This is a genomic window from Nonomuraea deserti (assembly GCF_004348685.1).
Lineage (GTDB): Bacteria > Actinomycetota > Actinomycetes > Streptosporangiales > Streptosporangiaceae > Nonomuraea > Nonomuraea deserti.
In genome coordinates this window covers 85,920-97,200 of sequence record NZ_SMKO01000012.1, presented here as the reverse complement: position 1 = coordinate 97,200, position 11,281 = coordinate 85,920, and the positions used below count along the sequence as shown (strand labels likewise).

The 11,281-nt window shown below is 72.5% G+C and carries 14 protein-coding genes; 6 read left to right on the top strand and 8 right to left on the bottom strand.

Translation table 11 applies throughout. The features are described 5' to 3' along the window. Positions 1–2: 2 nt before the first annotated feature. The 6 genes from plsX to E1292_RS07895 form a co-directional block, all read right to left on the bottom strand. Positions 3–974 (bottom strand): phosphate acyltransferase PlsX, encoded by a 972-nt coding sequence (gene plsX, locus E1292_RS07920; protein WP_246089989.1) that lies wholly within the window; start codon positions 972–974, stop codon positions 3–5. Continuing rightward, a complete protein-coding gene (locus E1292_RS07915) occupies positions 971–1,870 on the bottom strand; it encodes a phytoene/squalene synthase family protein (protein WP_132593539.1) in 900 nt (299 codons plus the stop codon). Before E1292_RS07915 ends, plsX begins: the two co-directional genes overlap by 4 nt. Further along, positions 1,867–3,336 carry a phytoene desaturase family protein gene (locus E1292_RS07910; protein WP_132593537.1) on the bottom strand — a complete coding sequence of 490 codons (1,470 nt, stop codon included), beginning with the start codon at positions 3,334–3,336 and terminating at the stop codon, positions 1,867–1,869. Before E1292_RS07910 ends, E1292_RS07915 begins: the two co-directional genes overlap by 4 nt. After that, complete coding sequence (locus E1292_RS07905) at positions 3,333–4,379, bottom strand: polyprenyl synthetase family protein (protein WP_132593535.1); 1,047 nt, start codon at positions 4,377–4,379, stop codon at positions 3,333–3,335. Before E1292_RS07905 ends, E1292_RS07910 begins: the two co-directional genes overlap by 4 nt. Positions 4,380–4,661: 282 nt before the next feature. Continuing rightward, positions 4,662–5,135, bottom strand: coding sequence for a lamin tail domain-containing protein (locus E1292_RS07900; protein WP_246089988.1), 474 nt, complete (start codon positions 5,133–5,135; stop codon positions 4,662–4,664). 508 nt (positions 5,136–5,643) lie between these two features. Then, entirely contained in the window at positions 5,644–5,859 is a 216-nt protein-coding gene (locus tag E1292_RS07895) for a hypothetical protein (RefSeq protein WP_132593533.1), read from the bottom strand. 43 nt (positions 5,860–5,902) lie between these two features. Here E1292_RS07895 and E1292_RS07890 point away from each other — a divergent pair, with 43 nt between their 5' ends. The 6 genes from E1292_RS07890 (at position 5,903) to E1292_RS07865 (ending at position 10,088) form a co-directional block, all read left to right on the top strand. Continuing rightward, the gene (locus E1292_RS07890) at positions 5,903–6,289 is read left to right on the top strand and encodes an ArsR/SmtB family transcription factor (protein WP_132593531.1); all 387 of its coding nucleotides are present in this window, start codon (positions 5,903–5,905) and stop codon (positions 6,287–6,289) included. Next, positions 6,286–6,951 (top strand): cation efflux transmembrane domain-containing protein, encoded by a 666-nt coding sequence (locus tag E1292_RS07885; RefSeq protein WP_132593529.1) that lies wholly within the window; start codon positions 6,286–6,288, stop codon positions 6,949–6,951. The genes E1292_RS07890 and E1292_RS07885 overlap by 4 nt, the downstream gene beginning before the upstream one ends. Before the next feature lie 165 nt (positions 6,952–7,116). Next, positions 7,117–7,590, top strand: coding sequence for a carboxymuconolactone decarboxylase family protein (locus E1292_RS07880; RefSeq protein ID WP_132593527.1), 474 nt, complete (start codon positions 7,117–7,119; stop codon positions 7,588–7,590). A 49-nt stretch (positions 7,591–7,639) separates the two neighbouring features. After that, a complete protein-coding gene (sigJ, locus tag E1292_RS07875) occupies positions 7,640–8,575 on the top strand; it encodes an RNA polymerase sigma factor SigJ (RefSeq protein ID WP_132593525.1) in 936 nt (311 codons plus the stop codon). A 57-nt stretch (positions 8,576–8,632) separates the two neighbouring features. Next, positions 8,633–9,433, top strand: coding sequence for an SDR family NAD(P)-dependent oxidoreductase (locus E1292_RS07870; protein ID WP_132593523.1), 801 nt, complete (start codon positions 8,633–8,635; stop codon positions 9,431–9,433). 142 nt (positions 9,434–9,575) lie between these two features. After that, positions 9,576–10,088 (top strand): hypothetical protein, encoded by a 513-nt coding sequence (locus E1292_RS07865; protein WP_132593521.1) that lies wholly within the window; start codon positions 9,576–9,578, stop codon positions 10,086–10,088. Positions 10,089–10,109: 21 nt separating this feature from the next. Here the strand turns inward: E1292_RS07865 and E1292_RS07860 are convergent, their stop codons facing one another. Together E1292_RS07860 and E1292_RS07855 are read right to left on the bottom strand one after the other, a co-directional pair. Further along, positions 10,110–10,595: a hypothetical protein gene (locus E1292_RS07860; protein ID WP_132593519.1), complete on the bottom strand. Its 486-nt coding sequence runs from the start codon at positions 10,593–10,595 to the stop codon at positions 10,110–10,112. Further along, the gene (locus E1292_RS07855) at positions 10,592–11,116 is read right to left on the bottom strand and encodes an RNA polymerase sigma factor (RefSeq protein ID WP_132593517.1); all 525 of its coding nucleotides are present in this window, start codon (positions 11,114–11,116) and stop codon (positions 10,592–10,594) included. The genes E1292_RS07860 and E1292_RS07855 overlap by 4 nt, the downstream gene beginning before the upstream one ends. Between the last annotated feature and the right edge of the window lie 165 nt (positions 11,117–11,281).

The window sequence follows — 11,281 nt, the reverse complement described above, 5'->3', positions numbered from 1 at the left end:
GGTCACGTCACCCGCTCCGCCGCCGTTGCCGCGATGCCGGTCGCCGGTTCCCGCCCCGCCAGCGCGTACGCCACCACGCACGCCCGGGTGATCGTGGCGGCCGGCGAGGAGCCGTGCGCGACGACGACGGTGCCGCGCAGGCCGAGCAGGGCGGCGCCGCCATGGGTCTCCGGGTCGTAGCGGCGGGCCACTCCTGCGAGCTGCTGCGAGGAGGCGATGCCGGCGTGGGCGACCATGGCCAGCGCCGCGCGTACGCATCCCTCGACGTTCTTCAGCACGACGTTGCCGGTGAAGCCGTCGGTGACGATCACGTCCACGGTGCCGGCCAGCACGTCGTGGCCTTCGACGTTGCCGTGGAAGCGCAGCGGCAGGGCGGCGAGCAGCTCCCCGGCCTGGCGGGTCAGCCGGTTGCCCTTGCCCGGCTCCGACCCGATCGACAGCAATCCCACGACCGGGTCGGGGCGGCCGAGCACGGCTCGCGCGTACCCGGCGCCCAGCAGCGCGAACTGAGCCATCATGGCCGGGCTCGGATCGGCTGTGGCTCCGGCGTCCACCAGCACGGTCGCGCCACCCCGCAGCGACGGCAGCGCCACGGCCAGCGCGGGCCGCAGCACGCCGGACCGGCCGATGCCGCGCACCGCGCAGGACACCACCGCACCGGTGGATCCCGCGGACACCAGCGCCCCGCCGCGGCCCCGGCCGACCAGCTCGCAGCCGACCGCGAGACTGGAGGTCGCCAGCGCCGTGGCGGCCGCCCCGCGCTCGCCCATCGGGACGGCGTCGTCGGCGTGCGCCACCGCGATCTCGCCCGTGGCGCCGTGCCTGCGCAGTTCACCGGTCACGCGCGGTTCGTCGCCGACCAGGATGACCGGCACCCCGTGGGCGCGCCACGCCGCCACCGCGCCGGCGACCGTCTCCGCCGGTCCGTGGTCGCCGCCCATCGCGTCCAGGACCACGGGTCGCACGGCTGTCACGGAAGCTCCACGCGGACGCGGCGCTCGGTCCTGCCCGCCTCGGCGGAGGCCAGCAGGTGGCGGGCGAACACGGCCGCCTGACGCCGGCGCGGCACCCGTACGCGGCCGGCCAGGACCTCGAACCCGCCGCGCTCGATCTCGGCGAGGATGCCGCCGTAGAGATCGACGGCGGCGCGCACGCACGGCCGGGACGAGGCGACGAGCAGGCCGATGCCGCCGGCGGCGGCGCGGTAGTGGTCGCGGGCGCGCCCGGCCTCGAAGGCCAGCAGCTGCCGTACGGCCCGTCCGGTGCGGGCGGCGCCCAGCTCGCCCGGCTCGACGCCGAACTTGTCGAGGTCCTCCATCGGCAGGTAGACCCGGCCACGGGCGAAGTCCTCGCCGACGTCACGCAGGAAGTTGGTGAGCTGGAAGGCCAGGCCGAGCTGGCGGGCGGGCTCGCGGGCCGCCTCCTCGCAGCCGGGCGCCGGCTCCAGCACCGGCAGCATCATCGTGCCGATGGCGGCGGCCGATCCGGCCATGTAGCCGAGCAGGTCGTCGTAGGTCGCGTACCGGGTCACCGACAGGTCCGCGCGCATCGAGGCGAGGAAGGCGCCGATGTCGCCGTGGTCGATGCCGAAGGAGTTCACGGTGTGCAGCAGCGCCGGCAGCACCGGATCGTCCGGCTTGGCTCCGGTGAGCCCGGCCTCGACCCTGGAGGACAGGGCGTCGAGCGCGCGGGACCGGTCGGCGGTCATGGTGAACGAGTCGACGATCTCGTCGGCGTACCGGGCGAAACCGTACAGGGCGTGCACGTGCCGCCGCTTCCACTGCGGCAGCAGCCGGGTGGCCAGGTAGTAGGAGCGGCCGTACCGGGCGTGGAGCCGCCGGCACCGTTCGTAGCTGGCGGTGAGCGTCACCGGGCCTCCTTGAGGATGCGTTCGGCGGCGAGCCGGCCGGAGATCAGCACCGGGGGCACCCCGACACCGGGCGCGGTGTACATGCCGGCGAAGTGCAGCCCGGGCACCCGCCGGGTGACGGCGGAGGGGCGCAGCCAGGCCGTCTGGGTGAAGCGGTGGTCGAGCGCGAACGGCGTGCCCGCGCTGTGCCCGCGCGCCGCCCAGGCGGGCGGGTCCACCACCATCCGGGGCGCGCCCGCGAGGTCGCCGTAGCCGAGCGTGGCCAGGCGGCCGAGCAGCCGCGCCTCCATTTCCGGGCGCAGCCGGTCCCAGTCGGCGGCACGCCGCAGGTTGGGCGCAGGTTCGAGGACGCTGAGCGTGGCGTGCCCGTCGGGCGCCGCTTCGCCGTCCGGCTCGGGACAGGTGACCAGCAGGCTCGGGTCCGGCTGCGGCCGGCCCGCCGCCAACGCGGTGAACGTCTCCCGCCAGGCGCGGCCGAAGTGCAGCGTGTGGTGCGCCTGATCGGCCGGCGGGCGGTCCAGGCCGGCGTGCATCACCAGGCAGGAAGGGGAGTGGCGGGGACGGCGCAGCCGCCAATCGTCCGCCCGGGCGGGCAGCAGCCTCCGGGCCGCCAGCCGGTCGCAGGCCACGACCACCTGCGTGGCGGGCAGCCGTCCGCCGTCGGCGAGCAGGACTCCGGTGACGCCGCCGCCGTCCGTCTCGACCTTGGAAGCGCGCACGCCGTAGCGGATGCCCGCGCCCAGCTTCTCCAGCAGGGCCGCCATGGCGGCCGGTATCGCATGCATGCCGCCGCGCTCGGGGAAGAACACGCCGCCGACGGTGTCCATGTGCGCGATCACGGCGTAGATGCCCAGCGCGTGCCGCGGCGACAGGCCCACGTACAGCGCCTGGAACGTGTGCGCCTTGATCAGCCGCGGGTCCGTCAGATGGCGGGCCGCCAGCCGATCCAGCCGGCGGAAGCCGCCCAGGGCGGCCAGCCGGAGCAGCGCGGCCGGCCGTGCCAGGCCGCGCAACCTGGTCATGTCGGCGTCGATGAACGTCGGCCACTCGATCCGGAAGAGCTCGTCGAGCAGCCGCCGGTAGCGCTCGTAGCGCGCCGCCTCCGCGGGCCCGCACACCGTCCGCACCTGCTCGGCCATCGCCTCGCGCTCCGGCAGCACGTCCAGTCGCGACCCGTCGTCGAAGACGAGCCGGTACGACGGTTCGAGGCGGCGCAGCGGCAACCAGCGCCGCAGCTCCTCCCCTGCCGCACCGAAGACCTCGGCGAGCACGCCGGGCATGGTCAGCACGGACGGGCCGGTGTCGAAACGGTACGCCCCGACGCGGGCGGTGCCGCAGCACCCCCCGGGCTCGTCGAGAGCCTCGACCACGGTGACCTCCCGGCCGGCCGCGGCCAGGTGGACGGCTGCCGCCAGGCCGCCCAGGCCCGCTCCGACGACCACGACAGGGCTCGTCCGAGGGCTCATTCGGGGGCTCCCGCGGCGCACAGGGTCGCCAGCTCGACCAGAGCCTGCCTGGCCTCGGGCGGGATGCCGGGCGGCCGGTCCAACGCCGCGACCGCCTCGCCGGCGAGAGCGGCGATGCGTCGCTCCGCCGCGTCCAGCGCGCCGCAGTCGACGATCAGGGCGCGCGCCGCCGCCACGCCGCGCTGATCGGTGACGTCGTCCAGGATCGGGCTCCCGGTCCGCCGGCGGGCGGCGGCGAGCAGGTAGGTCGCCTTGCCTTGGAGCAGGTCGGCCCCGGCGGGCTTGCCGGTTTTCGCCGGGTCGCCGAACACGCCGCTGATGTCGTCCCTGATCTGGAACGCCTCCCCCAGCGGCAGCGCGTACGCGCTCAGCAGCCGGAGCGTCCGCGGGCAGCCGCCCGCGACGGCGTGCCCGAGGTGCAGGGGCCGCTCCACGGTGTACTTGCCCGACTTGTAGAGGGAGATGAGCCGGGCCTCCTCGTCGCCGGCCCGGGTGCCGGGCGTGCGGGCCAGGTCGAGGTACTGCCCGCCGATCGCTTCCACGCGCAGCCGGGTGAGGACGTCGAGCGCGGCCTCCAGCCGCGGACCCGTCTCGAGCAGGACCGCATCGGCCCAGCTCAGGGCCAGCAGCGCCAGCAGGGTCGCAGCCGACTCCCCGAACCGGCCGGCGTCGCCCCGCCGTCCCGATCGCCGGTGCAGGCCGGCCAGCGCCACGTGTGCCGCCGGCCGGCCGCGCCGCGTGCCCGCCTCGTCCATCACGTCGTCGAGCAGCAGCGCCGCGGCGTGGACGAGCTCCATGGCGCACGCCGCGGGCAGCACCTCCTCAGGCCGCCCGCCACCGGCGGCCCGGTACCCCCAGTAGACGAACGCGGGCCGCAACCTCTTGCCGCCCTCCAGGACGAACGCCACCAGGAACTCGCGTACGAGGTCGACGTCCGGGCCGTCCAGGAAGTCGAGCCGCCCCACCTGCTCGTCCAGCAGGCGCGCCAGGTGCCGGTCGATCAGCTCGCGCACCTGGCCGGCCTGCGAGGTCACCGTGTCCATGCACGCAGCTCCTTCTGTCGCCGTACAAAGCATTCGCAGGAGGAGCGGACCCGACTGCACACGGTCCGGAACGCATCTTCACGGTAACCACCGGACACCGGTTCCCAAACAGGACACGCCCACAGCCTCAGGTGTTCCTGTCGAGCCAGGTGACGATGCTGCGCACGGACGCGTCGACGTTCACCAGCGGACCGGCCGTCGAGGACCTCGACGAGATGCCCGACGCCGAACGGGGCACCGTCGGCACGCCGCGCCTTGCGCCCTTCCGGGCAGGGGGTCAGATCAGCAGATTCTGTAGGCCTGCCGTGTCGAGTTGTACGAACACGAGTCGACCAGCTTCCCGGACGCGTTCCGCAGGTAGGCGGTGTCGCTGGTCTGGTTCCAGATGTAGGCCAGGGTTCCCCCGCTCCTGCCCCAGTAGCGGGTGGTGGCGGTGCTCCTGCCCCTGCCGGTCCGCAGGGTGACCGTTTTACCGGCCCTGAGGGTGAACCTGCTGAAGGTGTAGACGTGGTCTGACCGCTTCGTCCGGTCCCGGAGGGTCCAGCCGGTGATGGTGACGGGCTTCCTGGTGGTGTTCTTGATCTGCACGTACTCGCCGTTCAGGCTGCTGTTCGCACCGAAGTCCGGCGAACCCGGCGAGTCGTAGTAGATCTTGGTGATCTGGATGGCGGGGCCGGCCGCGTACGCGGGCTGGGAGGCGACGGCCGCGGACGTGGCTAACAGGGCGGCGGCAGTCAGCAGAGATCCGATACGCACAGGGACACTCCTGGGTGAGAGGCATGATCTGGATCGATCGTATTGATGGCAGTAGGTCTTCTTGGACCGTTCCCATATCGGTTTGGCGTCTGATGTGCGGCCCAAGCGTGATCACTTGTCTCGAAGACGACGTGCTGAACGGCGCGAACCAGGTGGCCACTCTGATCGCCGCGGAGATGGCCGAGGACTCCGCGGCCGTGACGCGCACCGCCGGCTGCGGGATCCTCCCGGCCTCCGAGATCGCCGCCCTCCTGCGGCGCCACATCGATGAGCCGAGCGTTCTCGGTAGGGGAACCGCTTCCGGCAGGACGCGGAGTGCCTCTGGCACCTCGACCCCAGCAGCGACGGTCCGCTCACCCTCTCCGTCGAGGAGTTCCCCGACGGCCAGGCGGAGGCGAGGAAGAGGTTCGACTCCAGGGTCGCCTGGTACGAACGCCAGGGCGACAAGCCTCGGTCTACACCCTGATCGGCAACCGCTTCGTCGAACTCGAATACCGATGCAACGAGGTCAACCAGCAGCCCCTGGATAACGCCGCCGCGAAACGGCCGTCATCCATCTGGCCACGCGCTTCCACTCCGCCCTGCGGCGATCCGCCGACTGAACCGCCGCGACGGCGCCGTCCGTTCCACCTGCCACGCTGAGCGCGTCGAGCGCGTCGAGCGCGGGGGCCGGGGTCTCCACTCGCATGTGCGGGTCGAGCGAGCTGTACGCGTCCTGGAACATTCTGGATGTTACGGCTTCGACGGTTCCGGGATATCATCGCCATATGGCGATCAATCGGATATCCGACCTGTGCGTCAGCGCCGACATCGCCGCCGGCGTCCCCCCGGCGGCCGCGCTGTTCCACTCCCTGGCCGACGAAACCCGGCTGCGCATCGTGGCCCGACTCGCCCGCGGCGAGGCCCGCGTGGTCGACCTGACCGCCGAGCTCGGGCTGGCGCAGTCCACGGTGTCCAAGCACCTGGCCTGCCTGCGTGACTGCGGCCTGATCGACTACCGCCCCGAAGGGCGGCAGTCGTTCTACTCCCTGACCCGGCCCGAGCTGATGGACCTGCTGGCCTCGGCCGAGCAGTTGCTGGCAGCCACCGGCCACGCGGTGACGCTCTGCCCCGCTCCCGGCGCCGCGCTCGATGCAGGGGACGTCATGGCATGACGGCGCTCAACCTGCCCACCCCTGACCGGCGGGCGTCACTGCGGCGCCGCATCCGGCTGCTGGTCGCAGCCACCATCACCTACAACGTGATCGAAGCCGCCGTGGCCATCACCGCCGGCAGCATCGCCTCCTCGGCCGCGCTGATCGGGTTCGGCCTCGACTCCGTCGTCGAAGTCGCCTCGGCCGCCGCGGTCGCCTGGCAGTTCTCCGCCACCGACCACGAGGCACGGGAGAAGACAGCGCTGCGCGTCATCGCGCTCTCGTTCTTCGCCCTGGCCGCCTACGTCACCTTCGACGCCGTCCGGGCGCTGCTGGGCGTCGGCGAGGCCGGGCACTCCACCCCCGGCCTGATCCTGGCCGCCCTCTCGCTCGTGATCATGCCGTTCCTGTCGTACGCGCAGCGCCACGCCGGCCGCGAACTCGGGTCCGCCTCCGCGGTGGCCGACTCCAGGCAGACCCTGCTGTGCACCTACCTGTCGGCGGTGTTGCTGGCGGGCCTGGCGCTCAACAGCCTGCTCGGCTGGTCCTGGGCCGACCCGCTCGCCGCGCTGGCGATCGCCGCCGTCGCGGTCAAGGAAGGCCGCGAAGCCTGGCGCGGGGACGCCTGCTGCCCGCACCCCGTCGCCGGCGATGCCGCCACCACGGCGTGCGACGCCGGCTGACCTCTCCGGATCGCGATGCGGCCGCGAGCGGCCGCATCGACGGTGACAGGGCCGGGCCCGCAGCGGCATGGGTGGGAGACGCAGGTCACATCCGGTCGGCCGTGACATCTCGCCGGACTGCTTCGTCGGTGGGGGTGTAACAGCCAACACGGCAAGGAGAACAGCATGAACTCCCGTCTCGACTTCGTCGGCAGCCCCATCGCGGCGAAGCTCCTGAAGCACATCCTGTCCGCGGGCAAGGTCGTGAACGATTCGGCTCTGCCCGCCGCGACGCAGGAGCTGGTGGCGCTGCGTGTCAGCCAGATCAACGGCTGCAGCGTCTGCGTCGACATGCACACCAAGGAGGCCGCGCACCGCGGGGAGACCTCGGTGCGTCTCAACCTGGTCGCGGCGTGGCGGGAGGCGACGGTCTTCACCGACGCCGAGCGGGCCGCGCTGGAGCTGGCCGAGCAGGGCACCCGCGTCGCCGACGCGGCCGGCGGCGTCACCGACGAGGCCTGGGCGAACGCCGCCAAGCACTACGACGAGGACCAGCTCGCCGCCCTGGTGTCCCTCGTCGCCATCATGAACACCGTCAACCGGCTGAACATCATCACCCAGCAGCCCGCCGGCGCCTACCAGCCCGGCCAGCACGGATAGGGGCGCTGTCCCGGCGAGGGCGGTTGCGAGCAAGGGAGTCGGCGACGTCATGAGCACCCCGTCCGATCCAGATGACGGCCGGTTCGATCCGGGGCTGAGCGCGATCGTGAGCGAGCGGCGTCAGCTGATCAATCTGGCCTACCGGATGCTCGGCTCGCTGGCCGACGCTGAGGATGTCGTCCAGGAGACCTACGCCCGCTGGTACGCGATGTCCCGGCGGCAGCGGGAGGCCATCGAATCGCCTGGCGCCTGGTTCACCACGGTCGCCAGCCGCATCTGCCTCGACCTGCTCGGCTCGGCGCGGGCCCGGCGCGAGCGCTATGTGGGCGAGTGGATCCCGGAGCCGTTGCCCGATCGCAGGGAGTGGGGCGACGGGCGGCCGGGCGGCATGACGGCCGACCCGGCCGACCGGGTCACCCTCGACGAGTCGGTCAACATGGCCTTCCTCGTCGTGCTCGATGCGATGGCCCCGGCCGAGCGGGTCGCGTTCATCCTGCACGACGTCTTCCGCTACTCCTTCGCCGAGGTGGCCGAGATCGTCGGCCGTACGCCGGCGGCCTGCCGCCAGCTGGCCTGGCTGGCCCGCCGCCGCATTCGCGCCTCTCAGCCGCCCGCTGCTCCGGCGGCCCGGCAGGCCGGGATCGTCAGGGACTTCAAGAGGGCGTGGCAAGCCAAGGACATCGACGCTCTCATCGGCCTGCTCGACCCTGACGCCACGGGGACCGCCGACGGCGGCGGCCTGGTCAGCGCCATGCTCCGCCCGTTGGAAGGCGGCGAGCGGATCGCGCGCGCCTTCGTCACCGTCGCCGGCCTGGAGCCCGGCCTGACGATCCTGGAGCGTACGGTCAACGGTCAGCCCGGTCTGGTGGCCCAGCAGGACGGCGTCACCGTGGTGGTGCTGGCGTTCGACGTCGTGGGCGAACGGATCAAGCGCATCTGGTCGGTACTGAATCCCGACAAACTCCGGCCCTGGACGACGGGCTGACGTGCTCCGTCACCAGGGGCGAGTCGTTGACGTCTCGTGTTCGAAAGGAAGCAACCGATGACCATGACGGAGCAGGGCAGGTTTTCGCTGGCCGGGAAGGTTGCGGTCGTGACCGGGGCCGGGTCCGGCATCGGGGCGGCGACCGCGGTGACGTTGGCGGCGCTGGGGGCGCGGGTGTGCTGCGCCGGGCGTACTCTCGAGAAGGTCGAGCGGACGGCCTGCGAGATCGTGGCGGCCGGCGGTGAGGCGTTCGGGTTGCGGGTCGACGTGGCGTCGGCGGAGGACAACGACGCGATGGTCCGCGAGACGGTTGCCCGTTACGGGGCCGTGCACATCGCGCATCTCAACGCCGCCACGGGGCATTGGGGCGGTCTTCTGGATTACCCGCTGGAGGAGTGGGACCGCACGATGGCGGTGAACCTGCGGGGTGTGCTGCTGGGTCTGCAGGCGGCGGGCCGGTCGATGCGCGAGGTGGGCGGGGGGTCGGTCGTGGTCACCTCGTCGGCTGCCGGGCTCACCGGTGTTCGGATGTCGGCTGCGTACGCGGCGTCCAAGCACGGCGTGCTCGGCCTGGTCAAGTCGGCCGCCCTGGAGCTGGGGCCGGTCGGGATCCGGGTCAACGCCGTCTGCCCGGGCTACATCGCCAGCAACGATCTCACCAGGAAGATGGGTGAGGAGTTCGACGTCGCCAGCCGCTTTCCGCTGGGCCGGCCGGGGCGCAGCGAGGAGGTCGCCAACCTGGTCGCGTTCCTGGCCGGCGAGAACGCGTCGTTCATCACCGGCAGCGTGCTCACCATCGATGGCGGCTGGCTGGCCGGCGGCATCGATGTCGGCTACGACGGCCCGCCGGGGTCGTAGTCCGTAAAGGACGGCTCAACGCGTATTTCGCCACAGACTCTCGCGGCGGATGAGCCGAAGGTGGGGGGTGAACGCGGATGCCCACGGGCGGACAACCGGGCCGGGCTACGCACGTCAGACAAGCAGGCCCGCCGTCACCATCATGAGCAACAGCACGGTCACCTCGAAGATCAGCAAGATGGCCCTCCTCGGGACGGGTGCGGTCCTGGCCGCCGGTTTCCTGAGCGGTACGGCCCAAGCAGCGCCGGACACCACGACGAGCGCCGGCCTCACGGCCGGCGCCGGCCGGCCGAACTCCGTCACCACCCGGCAGGCCATCCGGATCAACTGCGGCATCGTGGCGTGCTCGGCCTATCTGAGCCGGGCACGCACGGTGGCAGCTCATCAGGCGTACCTGAGCCAGGGCGACGCGAAGGTCAAGGACCTGAACGCGCTGTGCGACGCCGCGAAGACCGGCGGATTCGACGGCTCGAGCCTGTGCAAGCGGGCCCTGGACCGCTTCGGCGGCGCCGTGGGCCGCAACCTCGCGGCCGCGACCAAGCGCGGGGGATGCCTGGTCGTGCGATGGCAGCCGGCGAAGGGCATCTTCGCCCTGGCTGACATGTACTCGTTCGGCAACGTGCCGCTGAGCAACCCGTACTGCGACGCGGTCTGACCCGTCGACGCCGGCAGCCGTTCACGCCTGTTCCCCGCCGGTCAGCTCGCGCCTGCGGCGCAGCAGTTCGGCCCGGCGCGCGTGCGCCCGTACGACCAGCACCAGCGCCGCCGCGACGAACCCGCCCCCCACCCCCAGCGCGGTGCCCAGGCCGGCATCGCGCTGCACGGCGATGCCCGCCAAACCCGCGGTCGTGACCAGCGACACGCTCAGGGCGATCCAGCCGGCGATCACCCGGTCGGTGGCGAACAGCGGCACCCTGCGCGTCAGCAGCCACGTACCGTAGCCCGCCCAAGCCAGGCAGAACACGGTGAGCAGCGCGAACGCCAGATGCGTACGGCCGGGCAGCGGCCCCGGCTCGCTCCACCACAGCGCGGTCACGAACACCACACCGGCGAGCCCGGCCAGCAGCGCCGCCACGGCGCGCACGCGCCGCCACGGTGACAGCGACGGCTCGAGCCGCTCGATCATGTCCCTGGCCGACAGACGCGGCCCCTCTTCGGTCATGGCCGGTATCCCCTTTCCTCCAGGTGCTCCCGCAGCATCCGGCGAGCCCGATTGAGCCTGGACTTGACCGTGCCGGGCGGGACGTGGCAGATCTGCGCGCACTCCTCCACCGACAGGTCCTCCAGGTAGAACAGGACGAGGATCTCCCGCTCCAGGACCGGCAGCCCGGCCAATGCGGCGATGAGCTCGGCGCGGTCCGCCATGGCCTGGACGGGGTCCTCGACCAAGGCCTCGTCGGTCGTGAGGCTCTCCTTCTCCCTGGCGTACTCACCGCGCAGGCGGTCGGTCACCGAGCGGCGGGCGATCGTGAACAGCCAGGGTGCGAACCGGCCGGGCTCCCGCAGCCCCGGCAGGCCACGGACCACGGCCAGCCAGATCTCCTGGGTGACATCGTCGGCCCGCTCCGCATCGAGCATCCGCCGCACGTAGGTCCACACCGGCACCCGCCATCGGGCCACCAGTTCGGCCCAGGCGGCCCACTCGCCCAGCTGAGCGCGGACCACCAGCAGCTCATCGCTCATCTCGTCCCTTTCCCTCACCCTGCACAGTCGGGCGGGAAGCCGCTCAGGTTCACGCGCGGGCGAGCGGAGAACGGCCGCCACCCCGGCGGCCATCCGATCGGCGCGAGCATGGGTGTGGCGCTCCCAGGAGAACCGCGGCCTTCTCCCCCACCACGCCCTCGTCGA

What these genes read in the sequence shown, in the direction of transcription:
- E1292_RS07895 (WP_132593533.1), bottom strand. Translation starts at nt 5,859, where the DNA reads ATGTTCCAGGACGCGTACAGCTCGCTCGACCCGCACATGCGAGTGGAG.
- E1292_RS07860 (WP_132593519.1), bottom strand. Translation starts at nt 10,595, where the DNA reads ATGACCGAAGAGGGGCCGCGTCTGTCGGCCAGGGACATGATCGAGCGG.
- sigJ (WP_132593525.1), top strand. Translation starts at nt 7,640, where the DNA reads ATGAGCACCCCGTCCGATCCAGATGACGGCCGGTTCGATCCGGGGCTG.
- E1292_RS07870 (WP_132593523.1), top strand. Translation starts at nt 8,633, where the DNA reads ATGACCATGACGGAGCAGGGCAGGTTTTCGCTGGCCGGGAAGGTTGCG.
- E1292_RS07910 (WP_132593537.1), bottom strand. Translation starts at nt 3,336, where the DNA reads ATGAGCCCTCGGACGAGCCCTGTCGTGGTCGTCGGAGCGGGCCTGGGC.
- E1292_RS07905 (WP_132593535.1), bottom strand. Translation starts at nt 4,379, where the DNA reads ATGGACACGGTGACCTCGCAGGCCGGCCAGGTGCGCGAGCTGATCGAC.
- E1292_RS07890 (WP_132593531.1), top strand. Translation starts at nt 5,903, where the DNA reads ATGGCGATCAATCGGATATCCGACCTGTGCGTCAGCGCCGACATCGCC.
- E1292_RS07865 (WP_132593521.1), top strand. Translation starts at nt 9,576, where the DNA reads ATGAGCAACAGCACGGTCACCTCGAAGATCAGCAAGATGGCCCTCCTC.
- E1292_RS07855 (WP_132593517.1), bottom strand. Translation starts at nt 11,116, where the DNA reads ATGAGCGATGAGCTGCTGGTGGTCCGCGCTCAGCTGGGCGAGTGGGCC.
- E1292_RS07885 (WP_132593529.1), top strand. Translation starts at nt 6,286, where the DNA reads ATGACGGCGCTCAACCTGCCCACCCCTGACCGGCGGGCGTCACTGCGG.
- E1292_RS07880 (WP_132593527.1), top strand. Translation starts at nt 7,117, where the DNA reads ATGAACTCCCGTCTCGACTTCGTCGGCAGCCCCATCGCGGCGAAGCTC.